The following is a 22,548-nucleotide window of genomic DNA, read 5'->3' on the forward strand; positions in this document are numbered from 1 at the left end:
TTTCACGCATCCGCGCAGTCGAAAGCCTGACGAATCGATCCAAATCTGGAGGAGATGACTGATGAAAATTCGCGCGATCATGGGCGCGCTCAGCGCCGCAGGCCTGTTGTTCGGCGCCGCAGCGGCGCAAGCAGCCGAGAACGTCACGGTGCTGCACTGGTGGACGTCGGGCGGTGAATCGAAGGCGGTCGGCGCACTGAAGGACGACCTGCAGAAGCAGGGCTACGTCTGGAAGGACTACGCGGTCGCGGGCGGCGCGGGCGCCGCGGCGATGACCGCGCTGAAGACGAAGGTCATCAGCGGCGACGCGCCGTCGGCCGCGCAGATCAAGGGGCCGCTGATCCAGGAATGGGCGGATCAGGGCGTGCTCGTGAACATCGATTCCGCCGCGGGCGACTGGAAGCAGAACCTGCCGCCCGAGATCGACAAGATCATCAAGTACAAGGGCAACACCGTCGCGGCGCCGTTCTCGGTGCACCGCGTCAACTGGCTCTACATCAACAAGGCCGCGCTCGACAAGATCGGCGCCAAGCCGCCCGCGACGTGGCCCGAATTCTTCCAGATCGCCGACAAGCTGAAGGCGGCGGGCATCCAGCCGGTCGCGATGGGCGGTCAGCCGTGGCAGGACCTGACGTTGTGGGAAGACGTCGTGCTGTCGCAAGGCGCCGACTTCTACAAGAAGGCGCTCGTCGACCTCGACCAGAAGACGCTCACGTCGGACAGGATGCTGGAAGTGTTCAACACGGTTCGCAAGATCCAGGGCTACTTCGACACCGGCCGCAACGGCCGCGACTGGAACCTCGCGACCGCGATGGTCATCAACGGCCGCGCCGGCATGCAGTTCATGGGCGACTGGGCGAAGGGCGAGTTCGAGGCGGCGGGCAAGAAGCCGGGCAAGGACTACATCTGCGCGGCGGTGCCGGGCACGGCGAATGCGTACACGTTCAACGTCGATTCGTTCGTGTTCTTCCAGCAGAAGGGCCAGAAGGCGGCGACGCCCGGCCAGATCGCGCTCGCGAAGACGATCATGACGCCCGCGTTCCAGGAGCAGTTCAGCTTGCTGAAGGGCTCGATCCCGGTGCGTCTCGGCGTGAAGATGGACAAGTTCGACGATTGCGCGAAGAAGTCCTACGCTGATGAACAGACGGCGATCAAGTCGGGCGGCTACGTGCCGTCGCTCGCGCACGGGATGGCGCAGGGCGACGCGACGGCGGGCGCGATCACCGACGTCGTGACGAAGTTCATGAACTCGCAGCAGGACTCGAAGAGCGCGGTCGCCGCGCTCGCACGAGCCGCGAAGGTGAAGTAACGCACGGCGCGGGCGCCCGGTTTCGCGCATCGTCGCGCCGGGCGCTTCGTGCCGCAACCGCAGCAAACGGGCCGCGAGCCGGCCCGCGCCGTACCCGCCGCCCGCGCCGGCTTCTTGCCGGCGCGCAGGCGATCTCGTTCCAGGAGTCGAAATACGTGGCTGCCCCTCTTAGCGGAAACGGAACCAGCGCGGCTGCCGCGCACCGCACGTCGCCGCTGTCGGCGTTCGCCGACCGCTGGATTCCGAAACTGGTGCTCGCGCCCAGCATCGCGATCGCCTTGGTTTTCATCTATGGCTTCATCGCCGTCACCGGCTATCTGTCGCTGACGAATTCCCGGCTGTTGCCGAACTACGACTTCGACGGCTTCGGCCGCTATTCGGATCTGTTCCAGAACGACGTCTGGTGGACGTCGGCCGCGAACCTCGGCTGGTTCGGCGTTCCGTTCATCGCGATCTGCGTCGTGCTCGGTCTCTTTCTCGCGATCCTGCTCGACCAGAAGATCCGCAACGAAGGCGCGCTGCGCGCGGTGTTCCTGTATCCGATGGCGCTGTCGTTCATCGTCACGGGCACCGCGTGGCAGTGGGTCCTGAACCCGGGCCTCGGCCTCGAGAAGGTGATGCACGACTGGGGCTGGACGAGTTTCTCGTTCGGCTGGCTCGACGATCCGGACAAGGCGATCTTCTGCGTCGTGATCGCGGCCGTCTGGCAGTCGACGGGCTTCGTGATGGCGCTCTTCCTCGCCGGCCTGCGCGGCGTCGACAGCGAGATCTTCAAGGCGGCGCAAGTCGACGGCGCGACGCTGCCCACGATCTACCGCAAGATCGTGATCCCGAGCATGCGCCCCGTGTTCTTCTCGGTGCTCCTGATCCTCTGTCACATCACGATCAAGACCTTCGACCTCGTTGTCGCGCTGACGGCGGGCGGGCCGGGCACGTCGTCGTCGCTGCCCGCGATGTTCATGTACACGTATTCGTTCAATCGCGGGCAGCTCGGCGTCGGCGCGGCGTCGTCGGTGATGATGCTCGCGACGGTCGTCGCGGTGCTCGTGCCGCTGATGTATCTGGAATCGAGGAGCACCCGCAATGCAGCCTAAGATGACCATCAGTCGGGCAGTCATTTACGCGGCGCTGATCCTGTTCGCGTTGTACTTCCTGTTTCCGATCTACGTGATGCTGTCGACGTCGTTCAAGGACCTCGACCAGCTGCGTACCGGCAACCTGCTGACGCCGCCGGCGAACTGGACTTTCTCGCCGTGGGTGAAGGCGTGGAGCGAGGCGTGCACCGGCGTGCGCTGCGACGGGATGAAGCCGTTCTTTTTCAACTCGATCAAGATGGTGATTCCGGCCGTGCTGATCTCGTCGCTGATCGGCGCGTTCAACGGCTACGTGCTCACGCACTGGCGCTTCCGCGGCGCGGACGCGCTCTTCACGATGCTGCTCGTCGGCTGCTTCATCCCGTTCCAGGTGATCCTGCTGCCGATGGCGCGGCTGCAAGGCTTCTTCGGGATGGCCAACACGATTCCCGGCCTCGTGCTCGTGCACGTCGTGTACGGGATCGCGTTCACGACGATGTTCTTCCGCAACTTTTACGTGAGCGTGCCGGCCGAGCTCGTGAAGGCGGCGCGCATCGACGGCGCGGGCTTCTTCACGATCTTCACGAAGATCCTGCTGCCCGTGTCGCTGCCGATCTTCATGGTATGCCTGATCTGGCAGTTCACGCAGATCTGGAACGACTTCCTGTTCGGGATCGTGTTCTCGGGCGTCGATTCGATGCCGATCACGGTCGCGCTGAACAACCTCGTCAACACGTCGACGGGCGTGAAGGAATACAACGTCGACATGGCGGGCGCGATCATCGCCGCGCTGCCGACGCTCCTCGTCTACGTGATCGCCGGCCGCTACTTCGTGCGCGGCCTGACGGCGGGCGCGGTCAAGGGGTGACGTCGGGACGCTCGACGCGAACATGCAGGCGCCGCGCGCGGCGCAACGATACGAGACACGACGCGGCGCACGCGCGCCGCACTGAGACAGAGGATTCACAGCATGGCAAGCCTTTCCATCCGTGACGTGTACAAGACCTACCCGAACGGGGTGCCCGTCCTCAAGGGCGTCGACATCGACATCGAGGACGGCCAGTTCCTGATTCTCGTCGGCGGTTCGGGCTGCGGGAAGTCGACGCTCCTCAACATGATCGCGGGCCTCGAGACCGTGACGAAGGGCGAGATCCGGATCGGCGACAAGGTCGTCAACGACCTGTCGCCGAAGGATCGCGACATCGCGATGGTGTTCCAGTCGTACGCGCTGTATCCGTCGATGACGGTGCGCGAGAACATCTCGTTCGGCCTCAACATCCGCAAGGTGGTGAAGAGCGAGCAGAAGCAGATCGTCGACCGCGTCGCCGCGATGCTGCAGATCGAGCACCTGCTCGACCGCAAGCCGGGGCAACTGTCGGGCGGCCAGCGGCAGCGCGTCGCGATGGGCCGCGCGCTCGCGCGCGATCCGTCGCTGTTCCTGTTCGACGAGCCGCTGTCGAATCTCGACGCGAAGCTGCGCATCGAGATGCGCGCCGAGATCAAGCTGCTGCACCAGCGCCTCGGCACGACGATCGTCTACGTGACGCACGACCAGATCGAGGCGATGACGCTCGGCGACCGGATCGCGGTGATGAAGGACGGCGTCGTCCAGCAGTTCGGCGCGCCGCAGGAAATCTACGATTCGCCGTCGAACCTGTTCGTCGCGGGCTTCATCGGCGCGCCGCCGATGAACTTCATCAACGGCAAGCTCGTCGAGCAGGGGAGCGGCGTCGGCATCGAGCTCGATACGGGCGCGATGCGCGGCGTGCTGAACCTGCCGTTCGACGTGAAGCGGATGAACGGCCACGTCGGCCGCGACGTGATCCTCGGGCTGCGGCCGGAGCGGATCACCGATGCGAGGAGCGCGCACAACGGCGAGAGCTCGCGGCTGCAGCCGGTCGACGTGACGGTTGACGTGACCGAGCCGACCGGCCCGGACACGCACGTGTTCGCGCAGGTCAACGGCAAGCGGATCGTGAGCCGCGTGCACCCGGCCGCCGATCCGAAGCCGCAGCAGAAGCTGTCGCTGTTGTTCGACGTGTCGAAGGCGGTGCTGTTCGATCCGTCGACGGAAGCGCGGATCGCTTGATCCGGCGCGCGAGCGGCGCTCGGCGACGGCGCGGCTTGCGCGCAGCGTTCGTCGTGTGCCGTGCGTCGCTACGTCGCTACGTCGATCGCAGGTGATTCCGGGGGATCGCGGGGCGAAGTCAGGGAAGAGAAGGGCGGCCGTGCGTGCACGGGCCGCCCTTTTTGTTCCGTGCATCGCGCGCGGCTAGCGCCTGTTCGTGCTCCCGCCGAACGCGGTCGCGAGCGCGCCGCCGAACGTGCCGACTGAGTCGAGCCGGTTCTTGCGTGCCTCGACGAAGCCCGAGATCGCGAACGGGAGGGGCGCGATCGCCTCCAGGGCCGCGATCGCGAGCGTGGGCCTGGGCGGCACGCGGCCTTCGGTCGCCGCTCTACGCCGGAGACGGCTGCAGCAGCACGAGCACCGCGCCCGCGCCGCCGTCGTGGCCGCGCGCCTGGCAGAACGCGATCACCTCGTCCTTCTGCACGAGCCACGCGCGCACCTTGCCTTTCAGCACCGGCTCCTTGCCGGCTGAGCCGAGCCCCTTGCCGTGGATCACGCGCAGGCAGCGCAGGCCTTTCTTGCCCGCTTCGCGGATGAATTCGGCGAGCGCATCGCGCGCCTCGTCACGCCGCATTCCGTGCAGGTCGAGCTGCGCCTGGACGATCCACGCGCCGCTTCTCAGCTTGCGCACGACATCGCGGCTCACGCCGGGGCGGTGGTAGTAAAGCGTCTCGTCGGTGTCGAGCAGCGTCTCGGGATCGAATTCGTCGGACAAGGTCTCGGACAGCACCGCTGCCTCGTCTTGCTGCGTGTGCTTCGGCACGGGCGCGGGCGGCGGGCGGCCGCTCTCGGCGCGCGACGGCGCGGCGAGCGGCGTGATCTCGCCGATCTCGCGGCGGAACAGGTCGGCATCCGCGGCGTTCCGGCGGGCGGCCTGCTTCGCCTGCGCCGCTTCGCGCGTGCGGCGCTCGGATTCGCCCGCGAGCGTCGCACGCAGCGCGCCGAGCCCGGCCAGGCCCTGGCCGCGCAGCGCGGCGGGCGGCGGAGGCGGGCTCGCGGGCGCGGGAGCCGGTTCGACGGCCCGTGCGGCGGCGTGCCGCTTCGCGGGGTCGCTCGGGTGAGGCTGGTTTTTCGCCATGATGAATCGGATGCGGATGGGCGGGCGCGCCGACGCTGCGGTTTCGCCCGACGGACATGAAAAAGCCGCTGCGCGATGCACAGCGGCTGCGGTGTTCCAGACCCGGCAGGTGGCGCGCGGCGATGCCATTGTAGCGCCGCGCGGCGCGCTTACTTGCGCTCGTGCAGGCTTTCGAGATAGCGCTGCGCGTCGAGCGCCGCCATGCAGCCCGTGCCCGCGCTCGTGATCGCCTGACGGTAGATGTGGTCCTGCACGTCGCCCGCCGCGAACACGCCCGGCACGCTCGTGCCCGTCGCGTTGCCCGACAGGCCGCTGTTCGTGATGATGTAGCCGTCCTTCATCTCGAGCTGGCCCTTGAAGATGTCGGTGTTCGGCTTGTGGCCGATCGCGATGAAGAGGCCCTGCACCGCGACGTCCTCGGTCGCGCCCGTCTTCGCGTGCTTGACGCGCACGCCCGTCACGCCGGAATCGTCGCCCGTCACTTCGTCGAGCACGTGGTCCCACTTGATCTCGACGACGCCTTCCTTCTCCTTCTCGAGCAGACGGTCGACGAGGATCGGCTCCGCGCGGAACTTGTCGCGGCGGTGGATCACCGTGACCTTCTTCGCGATGCCCGTCAGGTAGAGGGCTTCCTCGACGGCCGTGTTGCCGCCGCCGACGACGGCGACGTTCTGGCCGCGGTAGAAGAAGCCGTCGCAGGTCGCGCAGGCCGATACGCCGCGGCCCATGAACGCTTCTTCCGACGACAGGCCGAGGTACTGCGCGGACGCGCCCGTCGCGATGACGAGCGCGTCGCACGTGTATTCGCCCGCGTCGCCGATGAGGCGGATCGGCTTTTCGTGCAGCTTCGCGGTGTGGATGTGGTCGAACACGATTTCGGTGTTGAAACGCTCCGCGTGCGCGAGGAAGCGCTGCATCAGCTCCGGGCCCTGCACGCCGTCCGGATCGGCCGGCCAGTTTTCGACATCGGTCGTCGTCATCAGCTGGCCGCCTTGCGCGATGCCCGTGATCAGGAGGGGCGACAGGTTCGCGCGGGCCGCGTAGACGGCCGCCGTGTAGCCGGCGGGGCCGGAACCGAGAATCAGGACTTTCGCGTGTTTGGGCATGGGCATGTGCAGGATCCGTAAAAATGCGGCCGGCCGGGCGGATGACGCTGCCGGGCGGCACGTTGCGAGCGGGATACCGTCGCAGATGGGTGCAAAGCTCGCATTATAAAGGCCTGCTTGCTGCGCTGCCGAAAGGACTTTTCAATCGGCGCGATAGCGTCGCGCCGCGTCCGCCTGTGGTAGCGCGTGCACATTCCCGGCGGGAACCGGCTGGGCGTTACCGTCATTTACACTTGGCGCGGCGGCGCAGCGTTTACAATAGATCGGATCGAACGATCGGCGGCCCTGCCGCGCAGGCCGCCTCATCGCCCCTCTTGACGGATTCATGGCAAAAGCACCTTACACCGCTCAGGCCCAAGCGCTGCCGCATCGCATGTCGCGCCTACTGACCGAGATCCGCTGGATCCTCCAGGTCGCGCTGCTCGCATTCCTGCTGATGGCGCTCCTGAGCTACAGCCGGCGCGATCCGAGCTGGACGCACGCCGCGCAGGTCGACCACATCGCAAACTGGGCAGGGCGGGTCGGCGCGTGGACGGCCGACATCATGCTGCTGCTGTTCGGCCTCTCCGCCTATTGGCTCATCGTGCTGCTCGGGCGGCGCGTCGCCGCGAACTACCGCCGGATCACCCGGCACGACGCGCTGCCCGACGAGCCGGCAAAACCGGCGGGCTGGCTCGCCGAAGGCTTCGCGTTCGTCCTCGTGCTGCTCGCGAGCGACGGCATCGAAGCGCTCAGGATGTGGTCGCTGAAAGTGCAACTGCCGCGCGCGCCGGGCGGCGTCGTCGGCGAGACGGTCGCGCGCGGCGTGTCGCATGCGTTCGGTTTCACGGGCGGCACGCTTGCGCTTCTGATCGCGCTCGCGATCGGGTTGTCGCTGTATTTCCGCTTTTCGTGGCTGTCGGTCGCCGAGCGCGTCGGCGACGCGATCATCAACGCGTTCACGCTCGCGAAGCTGCGCCGCGAGGCCGAGCGCGACCGCAAGCTCGGCGAGGCCGCGGCCGTCAAGCGCGAAGGCAAGGTCGAGGAGGAGCGCGTGCGGATCGAGGAGCACGAGCCCGTCACGATCGTGCCGCCCGTCGTCACGCCGGCGAAGTCCGAGCGCGCCGAGAAGGAGCGCCAGCAGCCGCTCTTCACCGATCTGCCGGGCGATTCGACGCTGCCCGCGATTTCGCTGCTCGATCCCGCTTCCGCGTCGCAGGAGACGATCTCCGCCGACACGCTCGAGTTCACGTCGCGCCTCATCGAGAAGAAGCTGAAGGACTTCGGCGTCGAGGTGAGCGTCGTCGCCGCGTATCCGGGGCCCGTCGTCACCCGCTACGAGATCGAGCCCGCGACGGGCGTCAAGGGCAGCCAGATCGTCAATCTGTCGAAGGATCTCGCGCGCTCGCTGTCGCTCGTGTCGATCCGCGTCGTCGAGACGATCCCCGGCAAGAACTACATGGCGCTCGAACTGCCGAACCAGCGCCGCCAGACCGTGCGCCTGTCCGAGATCCTCGGCTCCGAGGTCTACGCGGACGCGCCGTCGATGCTCACGATCGGCCTCGGCAAGGACATCGGCGGCAAGCCCGTGTGCGCGGATCTCGCGAAGATGCCGCACCTGCTCGTCGCCGGCACGACGGGCTCGGGCAAGTCGGTCGGGATCAACGCGATGATCCTGTCGCTCCTCTACAAGGCGAGCGCCGAACAGGTGCGCCTGATCCTGATCGATCCGAAGATGCTCGAAATGAGCGTCTACGAAGGGATTCCGCATCTGCTGTGTCCGGTCGTCACCGACATGCGCCAGGCGGGCCATGCGCTCAACTGGACGGTCGCCGAGATGGAGCGCCGCTACAAGCTGATGAGCAAGCTCGGCGTGCGCAACCTCGCCGGCTACAACAACAAGATCGAAGACGCGAAGAAGCGGGAAGAGAAGATCCCGAATCCGTTCAGCCTGACGCCGGACGATCCGGAGCCGCTCGGCCGGCTGCCGCACATCGTCGTCGTCATCGACGAGCTCGCCGATCTGATGATGGTCGTCGGCAAGAAGGTCGAAGAGCTGATCGCGCGCATCGCGCAGAAGGCGCGCGCGGCGGGCATCCACCTGATCCTCGCGACGCAGCGGCCGTCGGTCGACGTGATCACGGGCCTCATCAAGGCGAACGTGCCGACGCGGATCGCGTTCCAGGTGTCGTCGAAGATCGACTCGCGCACGATTCTCGACCAGATGGGCGCCGAATCGCTGCTCGGCCAGGGCGACATGCTTTACCTGCCGCCCGGCGGCGGGCTGCCCGTGCGCGTGCACGGCGCGTTCGTGTCGGACGACGAGGTGCACCGCGTCGTCGAGAAGCTGAAGGAGCACGGCGAGCCGAACTATGTCGAGGGCCTCCTCGAAGGCGGCACGGCCGACGGCGACGAAGGCTCGGGCGCGGGAACGGGCGACGCGAACGGCGAGTCTGATCCGCTGTACGACCAGGCGGTCGAGATCGTCGTCAAGAACCGGCGCGCGTCGATTTCGCTCGTGCAGCGCCATTTGCGGATCGGCTACAACCGCGCGGCGCGGCTGCTCGAGCAGATGGAGCAGTCCGGGCTCGTGTCGGCGATGTCGTCGAGCGGGAATCGCGAAATCCTCGTGCCCGCGCGCGACGCCGAATGAATTCGCGCCGGCGCCGTCGGTCTACGACGCGCCGGCCGTCCACGGAGAAAACCACACATGCAGCATCAGTCGTTGGCAGTTCACACCGGTTCGGGTCTTGCGCCGAAGCGCACGTTCGTGCGCACGTTGCGCGCCGCGCTCGCCGGCGCGGCGCTCGCGCTCGTCGCGTCGCACGCGTTCGCGAGCGGCACCGAGCAGTTGAAGGCGTTCGTGTCGAAGGTTCATGCGGCGAAGGGCGACTTCACGCAGCAGATCGTCAAGGCGCCGTCGAAGGCGGCGAGCGGCGCGGTGCCGACCGTCAAGCCGACCGACAACTCGAGCGGCAGCTTCGTGTTTTCGCGGCCCGGCAAATTCATCTGGACTTATCAGAAGCCGTACCAGCAGGTATTGCAGGCAGACGGCGACAAGCTCTACGTGTACGACAAGGACCTGAACCAGGTCACCGAGCGCAAGCTCGCGGGCGCGCTCGGCGCGAGCCCGGCCGCGATCCTGTTCGGCAGCAACGATCTCGAGAAGAACTACACGCTGCGCGACGCCGGCGAGAAGGGCGGGATCGACTGGCTCGAGATGGTGCCGAAGGCGCAGGACACGCAGTTCCAGCGGATCGGCATCGGCTTCAGGAACGGCGTGCTCGCCGCGATGGAGTTGCACGACGTGTTCGGCAACGTGACGCTCCTTACGTTCACCCATATCCAGACGAATCCGCCGCTCAAGGCCGACCAGTTCAAGTTCGTCGTGCCGAAGGGCGCGGACGTCGTGACCGGCTGAGCGCGGCCGGCCTCGCGCCTCATCGACCGCCGACTGGGCCCGCCAGCGATGGCGGGCCCGGTTCGCTTTGGGTCGGCCGCGGCCGGGGTGCGTGGCGTCGAGCCGCGCGGCTGTCATAATGTCCGGTCCGGCGGCGAATGCGTGCCGCCATCGTTTTTCGTGGGAGCCAAGGTCCATGTCCGACCTGTTTGCAGTCGAACCGCGCCGGCCGCTCGCCGAGGCGCTGCGCCCGAAGACGCTCGCCGACGTGATCGGCCAGACGCATCTTCTCGGCGAAGGCAAGCCGCTTCGGCTCGCGTTCGAATCGGGCAAGCCGCATTCGATGATCCTCTGGGGGCCGCCCGGCGTTGGCAAGACGACGCTCGCGCGACTGACCGCGCTCGCGTTCGATTGCGAGTTCATCGCGCTGTCCGCGGTGCTGGGCGGCGTGAAGGACATCCGCGAGTCGATGGATCAGGCGCGCGACACGCTGAACCGCACCGGCCGCCACACGATCCTGTTCGTCGACGAAATCCACCGCTTCAACAAGGCTCAGCAAGACGCGCTGTTGCCGTTCGTCGAATCGGGGCTCGTCACGTTCATCGGCGCGACGACCGAGAATCCGAGCTTCGAGGTGAACTCGGCGCTCCTGTCGCGCGCGCAGGTGTACGTGCTGAAATCGCTGACGGAAGACGAGCTGCGCCGGCTGCTCGCGCGCGCGCAGGGCACGGCGCTCGCCGGGCTGGCCTTCGAAGACAAGGCGGTCGATACGCTCGTCGGCTACGCGGACGGCGACGCGCGGCGCTTCCTGAACCTGCTCGAGCAGGCGCAGACGGCGGCAGCGTCCGCGGGCGTGTCGACGATCGACGCGGCGTTCGTCGAAAGCGCGATGACGATGAACGCGCGCCGCTTCGACAAGGGGGGCGACAACTTCTACGACCAGATCTCCGCGCTGCACAAGTCGGTGCGCGGCTCGAATCCGGACGGCGCGCTGTACTGGTTCTGCCGGATGCTCGACGGCGGCGCCGACCCGAAGTACCTCGCGCGGCGCGTCGTGCGGATGGCGTGGGAAGACATCGGCCTCGCCGATCCGCGCGCGATGCAGATCGCGAACGATGCGGCTGAGACGTACGAGCGGCTCGGTTCGCCGGAGGGCGAGCTCGCGCTCGCGCAGGCGGTGCTCTATTTGGCGTGCGCGGCGAAGAGCAATGCCGGCTACAACGCGTACAACGAGGCGATGGCGTTCGTGCGGCAGGACAAGTCGCGCGAGGTGCCGGTGCACCTGCGCAACGCGCCGACGAAGCTGATGAAGGAACTCGGCTACGGCCACGCGTACCGCTACGCGCACGACGAGCCGAACGCGTACGCGGCGGGCGAGACTTATCTGCCGGACGGGATGCGCGAGCCGCGCTGGTACAAGCCGGTGCCGCGCGGGCTCGAGACGAAGATCGCCGACAAGCTCGCCTGGCTGCGCGAGCTCGACAAGGACGCCGGCAAGAAGGACTAGCGCGTCGGCCGGCCGGCGTCAGCGCTTGCGGCCCGGCTGCTTCTTCCAGTATTCGAACGGCGGTTCGTGACAGTCGATGTCGAGCTCGGCGACGCGCGCTTGCAGGCGCTCCTGCGCATCGGCGATTGCGAGGTTGTAGATCGCGGGCGCGATCTCCTCGACGAAGAAATGCAGCAGCGCGCCGGCCTGGATGTTGCCGATCGGCTCGTCCATGTTCTCGGCGAAATAGCGTTGCAGCGATGCGATTGCGCGGTCGCGCACGTCCTTGTCCAGTTCGATGGCCATCGATTCTCCGGTGTCGACCAGAGTTAGCGCTTTAGCGCTTACTCTGGTCCCATGCATCGCGGTCGACCAGAGTTAGCGCTTCTTACTCTGGTCCCATGCAAAGCGGCTTCCCGGCATGCGATGCGCAAGCCGGCAGCGCGATATTGCCACGGGCGGCGTCGCGTTTGCGTCGCCGCCCGACGAGCGTGCGCCGTGGCGGGCGCGCGGTGCGTTAGAATTCGCGTCTTACACAACGATTTTCCGGTCCTCCCATGCTCGACATCCAGTTGCTGCGCAAAGACCTCGACGGCGTCGCGAAGCGCCTCGCCGATCGCGGCTACACCCTCGACGTCGCTGCGTTCTCCTCGCTCGAAGCGGAACGCCGTGCGATCCAGACTCGCACCGAAGAACTGCAGGCGCGTCGCAATAGCCTCTCGAAGCAGATCGGCGCGATGAAGGGGCGGGGCGAGGACACGTCGGCGGTGATGGCCGAAGTGGGCGGGATCGGCGACGAGATGAAGGCGTCGGCGGTGAAGCTCGACGAGATCCAGTCGCGCCTGTCGGACCTGATGCTGCAGATGCCGAACCTGCCGCACGAGAGCGTGCCTGTCGGCAAGGACGAGACGGAGAACGTCGAGGTGCGCCGCTGGGGCGCGCCGCGGCAGTTCGATTTCGACGTGAAGGACCATGTCGACGTCGGTATGCCGCTCGGCCTCGATTTCGAGACGGGCGCGAAGCTGTCGGGCGCGCGCTTCACGGTGCTGCGCGGACCCGTCGCGCGCCTGCATCGCGCGCTCGCGCAGTTCATGCTCGACACACACACGCAGCAGCACGGCTACAGCGAGACGTACACGCCGTACATCGTCAATCCGGACGTGTTGTACGGCACGGGCCAACTGCCGAAGTTCGCGGACGACATGTTCCGAGTCGAGAAGGGGGGGGCGGAGAACACCGTCACGCAGTATCTGATCTCGACGTCCGAAATCTCGCTGACGAACACCGTGCGCGACACGATCGTCGACGCTGCCGCGCTGCCGATCAAGCTGACCGCGCATTCGCCGTGCTTCCGGTCGGAGGCGGGCTCGTACGGCCGCGACACGCGCGGGATGATCCGTCAGCACCAGTTCGACAAGGTCGAGATGGTGCAGATCGTCGCGCCGGAGGCGTCGTATGCGGCGCTCGACGAGATGGTCGGCCATGCGGAGGCGATTCTGCAGAAGCTCGAGCTGCCGTATCGCGTGATCACGCTGTGCACGGGCGACATGGGCTTCGCCGCGACGAAGACGTTCGACCTCGAAGTGTGGCTGCCCGCGCAGAACACGTATCGCGAGATCTCGAGCTGCTCGAACACGGAATCGTTCCAGGCGCGCCGGATGCAGGCGCGGTTCCGCAACGCGCAGGGCAAGCCGGAGCTCGTGCATACGCTGAACGGCTCGGGCCTCGCGGTCGGCCGCACGCTCGTGGCGGTACTGGAGAACTACCAGAACGCCGACGGCTCGGTGACGGTGCCCGTTGCGCTGCGGCCGTACATGGGCGGTATCGAGCGGATCGACGTGCCGTCGAACGCGGCCTGAGTGGGCGTCCGAGTGGCTTCGAAAAATATTTGAAGAAAAACTTGGAAGTCTGCGAAGAGTTGTTCTATAATCTTCGCTTCGCCGGGGCGACCTGCCGGTGAACGAAAAAAGGAAAGGTGGCAGAGAGGTCGAATGCGCCGGACTCGAAATCCGGTATACGGTTATACCGTATCGTGGGTTCGAATCCCACCCTTTCCGCCAGATAAGATGGGCAATTTCGATTTTGAATGCAATTTCGAAATTGTTTGTAAGGAAACGCTGGATTCTGTGGAAGAATCCAGCGTTTTTTTACGCCACATGAGAATCGGTTACGCCAGAGTTTCCACGCAGGAACAGGAAACGCGAGCGCAAATCGACGCACTGACCAAGGCCGGCGTCGATTCAATTTTCGAAGAAAAACGGTCTGGCGCAACCCTGCGCCGACCCGTCCTAGACAAACTCCTCAGAACTCTCAAGCGTGGCGACATTCTCGTCGTCTACAAGCTCGATCGCATCGCGCGATCGCTCAAGCACCTTCTCAGTATCATCGAACGCCTGCAAGATCGGGGAGCGGGATTCGAGAGCCTTACCGAGCACATCGAAACAAGCACGCCAGCAGGTCGCCTAATGCTTCAAATGCTCGGCGCATTTGCCGAGTTCGAGCGGGAAATGATCCGCGAGCGGACGAAGAGCGGCATGCAAGCCGCGAAGAAGCGCGGGATACAGTTGGGTCGGCCACGCGCCCTTGAAGTCGAAGACGAACGCCGCGTCGTCAGACAGTGGCAGTCCGGCGGCTACACGCTAAGCGCCCTAGCGCACGAATATGGCGTACATCTTTCGAGCATCAAGCGCGCAGTCTTGCGAGCCAGGGCGGCGCCATCGAGCACATCCCTTCAATAAAAGCGGTCTGGTAGTGAGAGGGTAGAGGCGCTATGCCGCGCTGCCTACGGCTCACCTCGCTGCCATGACCCGCTGCTCGGTCCGGCGAGGCGCGCTGAGCCGCGCGGCAACCGCAAGCACTCCGCGCCCGAGCTGTCGCTCTACGTCGCTTCGAGCTAGGCCGGACACTCCCGACGCTAAACGCCCGGCGCGGTCAAACTGGCTGAAGATCCCGAAGGGCCTCAGGGTGCTTGACGACAACGCGCAGCAATGTTTGCGCTGCACCGGTTGGCGTGCGCCGACCTTGCTCCCAATCCTGCAACGTGCGGGCCGAGACTCCCAAAAGGGCGGCAAACGCGTTTTGAGACAGTCCCACTTTGGCGCGCGCAAGCGACGCTACAGTCGGTTCAACGGTCGTCGAGCGGGCGGCTTTCCGCGCCTTCATTTCGCGAACCGAATTCAACAAGTCGGCTTGAAATTGTTCCAGTTCCTTATCCACGGTTAATTTCCTCCCGCAGTTGATTCAAAAACGATGTTGGCAGGTTGTCGAACTTGGCCTTTGTATACGCAATCAGCAGCCAGATTTCCCCGTCATCCAAGAGGTTGTAATGGATGACGCGGGCACCCCCACGCTTGCCCATCCCGGAACGAGACCAACGTACCTTTCGCAAACCGCCCGTGCCGGGGATTACATCGCCCGCAAGTGGATTGTTTGCGATCCAGTTAATGAACTCTTCGCGCTCTGCATCGCGCCAGATGTCCGACGAATACCGCTGGAAAATTGGAGTCTCGATGATCGTAAACATAGCGCAACTATACGGCATTGCCGTATAGTTGGCAACCCCCCGCACCACGCGCAGTATGCATGCCCGCGAACCCGTTGCGTGACTCTCAACTCCGGCCGGACACCCCTAACGCTAGACGCCTGATTTTCCGTTACGCCCGCGCTTAAATTCCTCATCGCTCAGGAATGACTTCATAACAGACTCATTCGCCCAATACACCAAGCGCTCAAGCGCATCAGCTTTTGAAATCCCCACGTCCGCCGCCAACCGTTCCAGTGCGCGACGCATTGCCTCATCAACCGTAAAACTCAGCTTTCGACGACCCAAGCACGACCGAGCCGGAATGGATTCCCGCACCACATCCGTAACAACAATCACCCCACGACCGACAGGCTCTTGCGACCGCTGTCCACCAACCGCCTCGCGCTTCACCTCTTCCAAATCGAGGCGGGCTTGACGCAACTCTTCACGAAGCTGCTCGTTTGCCATCACAAGCTCGTCGTATCCGTCCGCAGCGGCCGGAATATTTTTCGTTACGGTAACGGGTTTTCCGGCCGCCTGACGACGCGCCCGATGTGCCGCTTGCCGCTCCGCATTCGTCATCGCTCCGCCTTCCTTGCGCGGGCGACCGCGACCACGCTTTTCCGTTACGGCAGAAAGAGGTAACGGAATTGTTTTCGTGTCTTCGGGCTGAATCATTGCGCGCACTCCATATCGGCGATGATCTCACTTTACGTTACGCATAACGCAAAAACAATATCTGTTATTCGTAACGATAAATTGCCTGTCAAAACTACGGGTATGGCACAAGAGGGCGCTTTGGTAGGGTGCAGCGAATCCAACACAAGAGAACCCGACCATGCCAGCCATCTGCACGTTCACCCTCAACGGCGCGTCGCTATCCACCCTGCAGTGCCCCGGCATTGGGGCGTTCGCCGCCTTCTCAGGCATGCCGCGGGACCGGAACAATCCCGCGGCCGTGTCTCACGTCGATTCCGGACCGTTGCCATCTGGCCGGTACTACGTCATTGATCGACAGGCAGGCGGCCGCATGGGATGGCTCTACGACTTCGCGCGCGAATACGGCTACGGAACAAACCGCAGCCAATGGTTCGCGCTTTACCGTGACGACGGCAAGGTCGATGATGAAACAATCATCAACGGCGTCCGTCGCGGCGCGTTTCGCCTGCATCCGATCGGGCCGCGCGGACGCAGCGAAGGCTGCATTACACTGACAAGCATTGAAGCCTTCAACAAGCTCGCTTCCAGCCTACGCGCCCAAGGCGCTACGATTCCCGTGCCCGGCTCGAGCATGAAGGCCTACGCCATCATCGAGGTTCGCAAATGAAAGCCATGCGGTACACCCTAAACGTGCTGGCCACGCTCGCGATCGGCTACGGCCTGTCGCGCTGGATCGACCAGCTACCGTACGAGTTTCCACCGCTACCGGCGACAATCACGGCAGTAATGCGTGCGCTCGGTGTCGACACGATCGCCCATGCCGACGACATCGAGGCAATCGGACTGCTCGCCATCATCACAGCCTCGCTTGTCGTTGCAGCGCTACTCGTATGGACTGCGAATCGGCTCATTGCGTACCGACGACGCACATAGAAGTGCAGCACTGAATAAGAAAGCCCGTGCGGGCTTTCTTATGCGCTACGCTCCCTCGCATCAAATTTTTGTCACCTGCAATACGAGCACGATCTCGGTGCTGTCCATCGAATCGTTGCGGCCGTTCATCCACTTCGGCAAGAACGACAGCCCCGAACGCGAATGCGTGTCGTGCGACTGGATTAGCCCGCCGATCACAGCCACGTCGCCATCCTGCATCGCCGTCACGGTCTGTAGCCTACGCGTGTTCTTCGTCGGCGACGTGTTGACGCCGTTTGACGTGCGCACGAAGTCGGAAATCTCCTCCTGCACCACAAGCTCTACCGTGTCATGCATCACCGTCGGTAGCACGTCGAAGATTACCCCGGCATCCTGATACACAATCGACTGCACCGGCGCGCCGCTCGCCCCCTGATAGCTCACCTGCCCCTGTGTCGGCACCTGCTGACCGACGTTCAGCCGCGCGCGATCCCCGGACAACACCGTTAGGTTAGGGCGCGTCAGCACCTTAAACCGGCTATCCGCATCCAGCGCCTGAATACCTACGCTCAGTATGTTGCCCGCGTGCAGCTGCACCACCGCCGCCGACGGGTCGCTGAGTCCGTTGCTGATGCCGAGCGCCGAGCCAAGCACGCTGACCGCCAGTGAAAAGCCCGACTGATCCTGCGTCGTGTTGCTGACCTCGTACACCCACGCCCGCAGGTTCACTTTGCCCCGAGGCACATCAATCATCGGCAGCACCTTCCGCAGCGCCTCGATCTCAACTCGCGTGCCCAAGAACACCAACTGATCCGAACTCTGATCGATCACTGCTGCCGCTGACTGCTGCGGCACGTCCTGCATCATGTCGCCCTTGCCCTGCAACGCCGCGACTCCACCGGCCGACACACCGCGTTGGGTCGTGAACCGGCCGCCGACGAGCGGCTGAACCATTCGCATCAAGTAATCTGCCTTGCGGTAACGCGGCGCATAGACGAACGGCTCGCGCACCTCCTTAGGCCGGTCCGCGTCCGGCTTCTTGCCGATGAAGTCCACGCCATCACGCACCGTCACCGCGTACCCGAGCGAATCGAGAAACGCCGACAGGAACCCGCGCAAATCCCCGTCGCTCGCCTTGTAACGGAACGACACCTGACGCTGATCCGCCAGCACTTCCGGCCCGATCACGTGTGGCGACCTCACCGCGTTTTCGTACACAAAGTCCATCACGAAAGAGACGGTCGCGAACCGCAGATCGAACAGGTTGCCGTTCGAACGTTGCACCATCGGTTGTATCGACGCAACCGGCACCGATGCCCCTAGCGGCGCATCTGCTGCCCCACCGAGCGACGCCAGCGTCGGCAACGGCGGCAACGGCGGCACCATCACCACAGACGACGCCGGCTTGTCGGCCAGCGCGAGCGCCGGCCACATGACTGCAAGCGTAAGCAGACACCTGACGCTCATCTCGCATTACCCCCCGGAAGAAAAGACGGCCCGCTCGACGGCTTCGAACCGGACCACATCGCAACGCGCTGACCATCTACGCGGCCCACTGTCGCCGCGCCGACACCGTTAAACGCAGAAGGCGAATCCACTCGCAGCCGCCCCGAGGGATCGGCCAACACGACGTACTGCACGCCGTCGGACTGGAAGCGTCCCACCACCCGCCACATGTCCGATACGTCTAGCGGCTTGACCGCCGCAGCAGGCGCAGGTACCGACGACACACCGCCCGCCGCGCCGGACCCTCCGCCAGGCGCTAGCGACGCGACAGCGGCCTGACTTTCCGCAGGCTTCGCCGGTTTGTGCGTGAAGAATCCGACCGCGAGCCACAGCCCGCCACCGATTAAAACCAACACCGCACCCGCCATCCACCACAGCTTGCGATCGAGCAGCACGTTCTGCCGCGCGTCCACGACCGCCTCCTGACCGGCCCCGCCAGCGTAGCTTTTGTAGAGTGGGAAAATCTCCGCCTTGTAGGTTTTGTAGTACGTGGCGACCCGTGTCTTCGCGTTCTGCCTCCAGCCGTCGTATTGCTCGACCCGATATCGTGACGACGCACCCAGCGTCTTCAGCTTGTGCATCACAAACGTCAGCTCAAGCACCGGCTTCAGCATCCGGTGCAGATCCCCAACCGACTGCACCATCAGCACCACGTCGCATGACAGCCCCGTATCCGGATTGACGAAGTGCCGGTGCATGCGGAAGAACGCAACGTGTTCCTTCGGCAGCTTCTCGCCAGCGGCCCACAGCTTCCACGCCTCATCAATCGCCAGCAGGTCACCTGGCTCGACCAGGCCCGGCGTCACGGACGCACCGTCCGGCCCCTCGACCTCGACCGGGAAAAATCCGTCTTCCCGCACGCGGTCGGTTGTCACATGCATGATCCGTCCGAGCTTTTCCGGATCAAGTTCACGCTTTTCCACGAGATAGTCGTGTACCGCCTCCTCGCTGATGCCGTCGATGTTTGTTACCACTCGCCGACCGCGCGCAATCGCATCGAGCACCGGACCGGACACTACCTCATATGACTTGCCGGAGCCCATGATTCCGCAGTACGCATTGATCGCCATATCGCCCTCAACCGATCAACGGAATACGTCGGATGATGAAGCGAGCGACCCATGCTGCGACAACGAGCGGCACGCCGTAACTCACCGAGCACAGATCGAGGAAATACCAGACCCCAGACCCGGCCGCGCCAAACGCCTGCGTCAGCGCTGCAGTCGTCGGCAAAATGCCCTGTCCCTGCAGATATGAGATCGCCTCAGTGACGAAGAAGTAGAGCGCGAAATAAAACACGAACTTCACCAGCACCGAGCGCAGCAGCCACGACAGGATCGACCACCCGGCCGACATCAAAATTGCGTACATGGATCACCTCAAGCCGTGAGAACGATGAATACCGACGCCAGCAGGAACACCAACGCGAACGCCGCACTGATCGCCGCCCGGTTCTGCTCGAACAGCGTGCAATGCTGATCCATCGTGTAGGTGTGACCGAACATCGAAAAGGTCGCAGTAGGGCAGACGCCCGTATGTCCCGGAACCTGAAACGTGCTGAATCCCGGCAGCATGCTCATGATCGGCCCAAGGATCATCTGGATCGTCGGCGTGATTTCTAAGGATGGCTGATCAATTTTAGGATCGGGGCCAAAGTTGACGTTACAGGGCGGCTCACCCGGCGCACCGCATCGCGGCCCGTTGCCCGATCCATTTCCAGTGCCGGGATTCGTTCCCGTTCCGGGGTTCGTACCGGTGCCCGGATTCGTACCGGCGCCCGGATTCGTGCCGGTGCCGGGATTTGTGCCGGTGCCGGGTTGCGTCCCGGCACTCCCGCCCGGATTCACGCCCGGCGTCGTGTCTGACGATCCCGGCCGTCCCGAAACCGGCAGCCCCCCAATCGATCCCCACTGCCCCTGGTCCCCGGCACCCGGGCCGGTCCCGAGCGCATCCCCAACGGTCGGCGTCCATCCCGGATTCGCACGTTGCCACTGATGGGCGTCATCGTACGTAATTGGGTTATTCACGTCGTATGGGATGCCCTGATATCCGGGCAACTGCGATGCCAACTGCCAAAGGTTGTTTGTTGCGGTAGACATCAACTCTGGATTGATCGTCCGCTGACTCTCGCTTTCTGGAAGTGCCTTGGTCGCATTACTAAGCGTCATCGTCGCTGTGCTGCCCCCGCCCTGATACTGACCACCCGGTTGAAATGGAATCGGAGGTGTCCCCTTTCGCCCCTGGAATCCGATTAGACTAACGAAGGAGTTCGAAGGATTCGCCACGGCAACGTACTTAAGTTCGCACACGGCTATGTCATCCGGCTCTTCACATTTCCCCGTAAAGCTAACCTGATATTGCGCCTGGCGGCCGCCAGCTGATACAAAAGGATCTTTTTGCGCCTGCACTTGATACTCGGTCGCCTTCGCCGCATAGACCGTCGCGAGATCCCCGAGTTTTTGAAAATAGGCAAGCTCCGTTTGCTTGGATTTATATGTAATGGGCTTCGGAAAAAGATACCCTTCGTAATAGTCGAACTTTCCACCGGGCGGCTTTGTCACCGCCACATTGCCACTATCATCGAACATCCATTTCACCAACCCATCCATCCCAAGGCCTATCGCCCAGTTCACGACACCACCTAGCACCGCCCCTGCCACCATCCCGAGCCAGCCACCACCAGCACCGACACGAGCGCCGTTAGCTGCCCCCGTCGCAACGGTTTCGATTGCCTCAACGGTTTTCGTTACCTTCACGTCCGTAACGTCCAACCCCATTCGGCCCGCCCGCTGGTACACAAGCCCAGATGTCTGAGTCTGAACCTTTCCGTAGGAGTAGGGCGTAGTCGGATCAACATAGTTGCCAACGATGTTTCCATTGCCATCGAACACGATCACTGTTCCCGCTTCGACCTCGACAAGCGCCCCCAGCGCGAGCAGTGCACACAGAACCTTTCTCGCGCGCATAGTCATCCCTTCAAGCCAGTCACGCATGCCCAACCGCACACGATGCCCCACGCGAACATCACCAGATACCAGCTATCCGACACTGTCATCATTCCGCCCCCGTAAACGAAAAAGGGGAGCCCTGCGGCTCCCCAACTCAACGACTGCCGCGCTGGCTTACAGGCCCTTCACGGCGCGTAGCGCAAACTTCGCACCACGCCACGCGACGTACACGCCGACCATCACCGCAGCGACAGCCATGATCGCGGTGATCACCGTACTGAAGTCCACCGCTGACGTGATCTGCGAGAAATCCGGCGGGGTCGATGCGGCGTTCGCCGCCACTGCCGAACCAGCCACCGCCGCACCAACCGCATATTTCTTCATTGCTTGAAACATCGATAGACCCTCAGAAAGAAACCGGGAAGCGCCCGGCACGCATCACCCACGCTTGATCAACGCGAGAATGCTTCCCGCGCTGGAACTCACCATCCAGATACCGACGACCATCGTGAACGCCAGCGCGAAGAAACCGCCCGCAGCGGCGTAGTCAAACGGCATCGCGAGCCCATCAAGAAAGCCCGCGCTCGCCGGATCGATCACATACGCCTGCTGCGCTTGAACATGAAAATACTGATCGCCCGAAGGCGGGCACACTTGCTGATCTACCATCGATGACCGATCCGACGTGACGGGCACACACAGCAACACGTTCTGAACAGTGCCAACCGACACAATCAATCCCCCTTCCGCACGAAGATCAGCGGCACGACATCGAATGACCCGTCGCAATGGTCAATCCCGGCTTCATATGCCTCGCCGATATCCTCGAATCCACCCGCGTCACGCAGGCGATCGGTTCGGCCCACGTCCCCGGCATCGGGCCGCAGGAAGCCGCCGGAAACAAGGTCCTGCACCACGTACACGACCCTGCTGTCCATAGTTAGCTCGCTTTCGCCGAGCGAGCCGTCGGCGTGAGGGAATGCATCACGGTTTTCTGCGTCTTCCCATTCGTCACGAGTTCCAATTCGGCGGAGGCCTCGAAGGGGAAGGGCAGATGCTTGTACTTGTCGAATTCAGCCGACGTGCCAAGCGTGAACTCTGCGACAGCGAAGCCCTTGGCCGTGCCTTTCGAATCGTCAAGCGGGGTTTCGGTATAGACCTTCGTGCTGTCGAACGCCGTGCCGTTGTCCATTTGGCCCTTGCTCGACTTCATACCTAACACCTTCACTTCGCTCTTGAATCGCATCGCTCGTTTCCTTTCTCGTTGGCTGGGAAAAAGACCGCTTCCCCTGTCCAGCCATCATCAGAGGGGTCTATTGAGAATTACTGAATCCATGACAACCGATTTTCTGCCGGTGCGTTATACAGTCATCACGCTGAATGGAGGTTCGGTTGATGGCCAAAATGGACGAAGCTACGCGCAAGCGGGTGCGTGCTGGT

The 22,548-nt window shown here is 63.9% G+C and carries 25 protein-coding genes, 1 tRNA gene and 1 pseudogene; 12 read left to right on the plus strand and 15 right to left on the minus strand.

What is annotated here, in order from left to right; all coding sequences use genetic code 11:
- Positions 1-61: 61 nt before the first annotated feature.
- The 4 genes from WS62_RS19975 to WS62_RS19990 all read left to right on the plus strand — a co-directional run bounded on the left by WS62_RS19975 (position 62) and on the right by WS62_RS19990 (position 4,471).
- Positions 62-1,309 carry an ABC transporter substrate-binding protein gene (locus WS62_RS19975; protein ID WP_066574320.1) on the plus strand — a complete coding sequence of 416 codons (1,248 nt, stop codon included), beginning with the start codon at positions 62-64 and terminating at the stop codon, positions 1,307-1,309.
- Between the two features lie 155 nt (positions 1,310-1,464).
- On the plus strand, positions 1,465-2,403 hold the full coding sequence (locus WS62_RS19980) for a carbohydrate ABC transporter permease (RefSeq protein ID WP_066574322.1): 939 nt from the start codon (positions 1,465-1,467) through the stop codon (positions 2,401-2,403).
- The gene (locus tag WS62_RS19985) at positions 2,393-3,250 is read left to right on the plus strand and encodes a carbohydrate ABC transporter permease (RefSeq protein ID WP_066574324.1); all 858 of its coding nucleotides are present in this window, start codon (positions 2,393-2,395) and stop codon (positions 3,248-3,250) included. Before WS62_RS19980 ends, WS62_RS19985 begins: the two co-directional genes overlap by 11 nt.
- A gap of 102 nt (positions 3,251-3,352) precedes the next feature.
- On the plus strand, positions 3,353-4,471 hold the full coding sequence (locus WS62_RS19990) for an ABC transporter ATP-binding protein (RefSeq protein WP_066574326.1): 1,119 nt from the start codon (positions 3,353-3,355) through the stop codon (positions 4,469-4,471).
- A gap of 189 nt (positions 4,472-4,660) precedes the next feature.
- Here the strand turns inward: WS62_RS19990 and WS62_RS34305 are convergent.
- From WS62_RS34305 to trxB, 3 genes and pseudogenes are all read right to left on the minus strand, one after another.
- A pseudogene (locus WS62_RS34305) lies at positions 4,661-4,819 on the minus strand (TRIC cation channel family protein); the annotation flags it as partial.
- Positions 4,820-4,838: 19 nt separating this feature from the next.
- A complete protein-coding gene (locus WS62_RS19995) occupies positions 4,839-5,588 on the minus strand; it encodes a Smr/MutS family protein (protein WP_066574333.1) in 750 nt (249 codons plus the stop codon).
- A 149-nt stretch (positions 5,589-5,737) separates the two neighbouring features.
- Positions 5,738-6,700 (minus strand): thioredoxin-disulfide reductase, encoded by a 963-nt coding sequence (trxB, locus tag WS62_RS20000; protein WP_066574334.1) that lies wholly within the window; start codon positions 6,698-6,700, stop codon positions 5,738-5,740.
- Positions 6,701-7,019: 319 nt separating this feature from the next.
- Between trxB and WS62_RS20005 the strand changes: the two genes are divergently transcribed.
- From WS62_RS20005 to WS62_RS20015, 3 genes are all read left to right on the plus strand, one after another.
- Complete coding sequence (locus WS62_RS20005) at positions 7,020-9,326, plus strand: DNA translocase FtsK (protein WP_066574335.1); 2,307 nt, start codon at positions 7,020-7,022, stop codon at positions 9,324-9,326.
- A gap of 57 nt (positions 9,327-9,383) precedes the next feature.
- The gene (gene lolA, locus WS62_RS20010) at positions 9,384-10,094 is read left to right on the plus strand and encodes an outer membrane lipoprotein chaperone LolA (protein ID WP_066574336.1); all 711 of its coding nucleotides are present in this window, start codon (positions 9,384-9,386) and stop codon (positions 10,092-10,094) included.
- Positions 10,095-10,269: 175 nt separating this feature from the next.
- On the plus strand, positions 10,270-11,580 hold the full coding sequence (locus WS62_RS20015) for a replication-associated recombination protein A (RefSeq protein ID WP_066574338.1): 1,311 nt from the start codon (positions 10,270-10,272) through the stop codon (positions 11,578-11,580).
- Between the two features lie 18 nt (positions 11,581-11,598).
- On the opposite strand, the gene WS62_RS20020 is transcribed toward WS62_RS20015, so the two are convergent.
- On the minus strand, positions 11,599-11,865 hold the full coding sequence (locus WS62_RS20020) for a DUF2164 domain-containing protein (protein WP_066486799.1): 267 nt from the start codon (positions 11,863-11,865) through the stop codon (positions 11,599-11,601).
- Positions 11,866-12,116: 251 nt separating this feature from the next.
- Here WS62_RS20020 and serS point away from each other — a divergent pair, with 251 nt between their 5' ends.
- The 3 genes from serS (at position 12,117) to WS62_RS20035 (ending at position 14,297) form a co-directional block, all read left to right on the plus strand.
- A complete protein-coding gene (serS, locus tag WS62_RS20025; protein WP_066574340.1) occupies positions 12,117-13,418 on the plus strand; it encodes a serine--tRNA ligase in 1,302 nt (433 codons plus the stop codon).
- 110 nt (positions 13,419-13,528) lie between these two features.
- Positions 13,529-13,619: transfer RNA gene (locus tag WS62_RS20030), tRNA-Ser, on the plus strand.
- Positions 13,620-13,715: 96 nt separating this feature from the next.
- On the plus strand, positions 13,716-14,297 hold the full coding sequence (locus WS62_RS20035; protein WP_066574381.1) for a recombinase family protein: 582 nt from the start codon (positions 13,716-13,718) through the stop codon (positions 14,295-14,297).
- Between the two features lie 193 nt (positions 14,298-14,490).
- Here WS62_RS20035 and WS62_RS34310 read toward each other — a convergent pair whose 3' ends face one another.
- The 3 genes from WS62_RS34310 to WS62_RS34315 all read right to left on the minus strand — a co-directional run bounded on the left by WS62_RS34310 (position 14,491) and on the right by WS62_RS34315 (position 15,760).
- Positions 14,491-14,775, minus strand: coding sequence for a helix-turn-helix domain-containing protein (locus WS62_RS34310; protein WP_231748360.1), 285 nt, complete (start codon positions 14,773-14,775; stop codon positions 14,491-14,493).
- Complete coding sequence (locus WS62_RS20040; protein ID WP_066574384.1) at positions 14,768-15,082, minus strand: transcriptional regulator; 315 nt, start codon at positions 15,080-15,082, stop codon at positions 14,768-14,770. Before WS62_RS20040 ends, WS62_RS34310 begins: the two co-directional genes overlap by 8 nt.
- A gap of 111 nt (positions 15,083-15,193) precedes the next feature.
- Complete coding sequence (locus tag WS62_RS34315; RefSeq protein WP_082721125.1) at positions 15,194-15,760, minus strand: hypothetical protein; 567 nt, start codon at positions 15,758-15,760, stop codon at positions 15,194-15,196.
- A 160-nt stretch (positions 15,761-15,920) separates the two neighbouring features.
- Between WS62_RS34315 and WS62_RS20050 the strand changes: the two genes are divergently transcribed.
- Together WS62_RS20050 and WS62_RS20055 are read left to right on the plus strand one after the other, a co-directional pair.
- Positions 15,921-16,409 (plus strand): DUF2778 domain-containing protein, encoded by a 489-nt coding sequence (locus WS62_RS20050; RefSeq protein ID WP_066574350.1) that lies wholly within the window; start codon positions 15,921-15,923, stop codon positions 16,407-16,409.
- A complete protein-coding gene (locus tag WS62_RS20055; protein WP_066574352.1) occupies positions 16,406-16,675 on the plus strand; it encodes a hypothetical protein in 270 nt (89 codons plus the stop codon). The genes WS62_RS20050 and WS62_RS20055 overlap by 4 nt, the downstream gene beginning before the upstream one ends.
- A gap of 60 nt (positions 16,676-16,735) precedes the next feature.
- On the opposite strand, the gene WS62_RS20060 is transcribed toward WS62_RS20055, so the two are convergent.
- The 8 genes from WS62_RS20060 to WS62_RS20095 all read right to left on the minus strand — a co-directional run bounded on the left by WS62_RS20060 (position 16,736) and on the right by WS62_RS20095 (position 22,354).
- Positions 16,736-18,088, minus strand: a complete 1,353-nt coding sequence (locus WS62_RS20060; protein ID WP_082721127.1) for a type II secretion system protein GspD — start codon at positions 18,086-18,088, stop codon at positions 16,736-16,738.
- Between the two features lie 29 nt (positions 18,089-18,117).
- Positions 18,118-19,230, minus strand: a complete 1,113-nt coding sequence (locus WS62_RS20065) for a zonular occludens toxin domain-containing protein (RefSeq protein ID WP_066574355.1) — start codon at positions 19,228-19,230, stop codon at positions 18,118-18,120.
- 7 nt (positions 19,231-19,237) lie between these two features.
- Entirely contained in the window at positions 19,238-19,531 is a 294-nt protein-coding gene (locus tag WS62_RS20070) for a DUF2523 family protein (RefSeq protein ID WP_066574358.1), read from the minus strand.
- A gap of 8 nt (positions 19,532-19,539) precedes the next feature.
- Positions 19,540-21,153, minus strand: coding sequence for a hypothetical protein (locus WS62_RS36700; protein ID WP_156441063.1), 1,614 nt, complete (start codon positions 21,151-21,153; stop codon positions 19,540-19,542).
- A gap of 129 nt (positions 21,154-21,282) precedes the next feature.
- Positions 21,283-21,492: a hypothetical protein gene (locus tag WS62_RS20080; RefSeq protein ID WP_066574364.1), complete on the minus strand. Its 210-nt coding sequence runs from the start codon at positions 21,490-21,492 to the stop codon at positions 21,283-21,285.
- A gap of 54 nt (positions 21,493-21,546) precedes the next feature.
- Entirely contained in the window at positions 21,547-21,846 is a 300-nt protein-coding gene (locus WS62_RS20085; RefSeq protein WP_066574367.1) for a hypothetical protein, read from the minus strand.
- On the minus strand, positions 21,843-22,046 hold the full coding sequence (locus WS62_RS20090) for a hypothetical protein (protein ID WP_066574370.1): 204 nt from the start codon (positions 22,044-22,046) through the stop codon (positions 21,843-21,845). The genes WS62_RS20085 and WS62_RS20090 overlap by 4 nt, the downstream gene beginning before the upstream one ends.
- 2 nt (positions 22,047-22,048) lie before the next feature.
- Positions 22,049-22,354, minus strand: coding sequence for a hypothetical protein (locus tag WS62_RS20095; RefSeq protein ID WP_066574373.1), 306 nt, complete (start codon positions 22,352-22,354; stop codon positions 22,049-22,051).
- Between the last annotated feature and the right edge of the window lie 194 nt (positions 22,355-22,548).

It is taken from the genome of Burkholderia sp. ABCPW 14 (assembly GCF_001523835.1).
Lineage (GTDB): Bacteria > Pseudomonadota > Gammaproteobacteria > Burkholderiales > Burkholderiaceae > Burkholderia > Burkholderia mayonis.

Bases quoted from the DNA above. Each gene is read 5' to 3' on its own strand.
- WS62_RS19975 (WP_066574320.1), top strand. From the start codon at position 62: ATGAAAATTCGCGCGATCATGGGCGCGCTCAGCGCCGCAGGCCTGTTG.
- WS62_RS19985 (WP_066574324.1), top strand. From the start codon at position 2,393: ATGCAGCCTAAGATGACCATCAGTCGGGCAGTCATTTACGCGGCGCTG.
- WS62_RS19990 (WP_066574326.1), top strand. From the start codon at position 3,353: ATGGCAAGCCTTTCCATCCGTGACGTGTACAAGACCTACCCGAACGGG.
- WS62_RS19995 (WP_066574333.1), bottom strand. From the start codon at position 5,588: ATGGCGAAAAACCAGCCTCACCCGAGCGACCCCGCGAAGCGGCACGCC.
- trxB (WP_066574334.1), bottom strand. From the start codon at position 6,700: ATGCCCATGCCCAAACACGCGAAAGTCCTGATTCTCGGTTCCGGCCCC.
- WS62_RS20005 (WP_066574335.1), top strand. From the start codon at position 7,020: ATGGCAAAAGCACCTTACACCGCTCAGGCCCAAGCGCTGCCGCATCGC.
- lolA (WP_066574336.1), top strand. From the start codon at position 9,384: ATGCAGCATCAGTCGTTGGCAGTTCACACCGGTTCGGGTCTTGCGCCG.
- WS62_RS20015 (WP_066574338.1), top strand. From the start codon at position 10,270: ATGTCCGACCTGTTTGCAGTCGAACCGCGCCGGCCGCTCGCCGAGGCG.
- WS62_RS20020 (WP_066486799.1), bottom strand. From the start codon at position 11,865: ATGGCCATCGAACTGGACAAGGACGTGCGCGACCGCGCAATCGCATCG.
- serS (WP_066574340.1), top strand. From the start codon at position 12,117: ATGCTCGACATCCAGTTGCTGCGCAAAGACCTCGACGGCGTCGCGAAG.
- WS62_RS20035 (WP_066574381.1), top strand. From the start codon at position 13,716: ATGAGAATCGGTTACGCCAGAGTTTCCACGCAGGAACAGGAAACGCGA.
- WS62_RS20040 (WP_066574384.1), bottom strand. From the start codon at position 15,082: ATGTTTACGATCATCGAGACTCCAATTTTCCAGCGGTATTCGTCGGAC.
- WS62_RS34315 (WP_082721125.1), bottom strand. From the start codon at position 15,760: ATGATTCAGCCCGAAGACACGAAAACAATTCCGTTACCTCTTTCTGCC.
- WS62_RS20050 (WP_066574350.1), top strand. From the start codon at position 15,921: ATGCCAGCCATCTGCACGTTCACCCTCAACGGCGCGTCGCTATCCACC.
- WS62_RS20055 (WP_066574352.1), top strand. From the start codon at position 16,406: ATGAAAGCCATGCGGTACACCCTAAACGTGCTGGCCACGCTCGCGATC.
- WS62_RS20060 (WP_082721127.1), bottom strand. From the start codon at position 18,088: ATGTGGCCGGCGCTCGCGCTGGCCGACAAGCCGGCGTCGTCTGTGGTG.
- WS62_RS20065 (WP_066574355.1), bottom strand. From the start codon at position 19,230: ATGGCGATCAATGCGTACTGCGGAATCATGGGCTCCGGCAAGTCATAT.
- WS62_RS20070 (WP_066574358.1), bottom strand. From the start codon at position 19,531: ATGTACGCAATTTTGATGTCGGCCGGGTGGTCGATCCTGTCGTGGCTG.
- WS62_RS36700 (WP_156441063.1), bottom strand. From the start codon at position 21,153: ATGCGTGACTGGCTTGAAGGGATGACTATGCGCGCGAGAAAGGTTCTG.
- WS62_RS20080 (WP_066574364.1), bottom strand. From the start codon at position 21,492: ATGAAGAAATATGCGGTTGGTGCGGCGGTGGCTGGTTCGGCAGTGGCG.
- WS62_RS20090 (WP_066574370.1), bottom strand. From the start codon at position 22,046: ATGGACAGCAGGGTCGTGTACGTGGTGCAGGACCTTGTTTCCGGCGGC.
- WS62_RS20095 (WP_066574373.1), bottom strand. From the start codon at position 22,354: ATGCGATTCAAGAGCGAAGTGAAGGTGTTAGGTATGAAGTCGAGCAAG.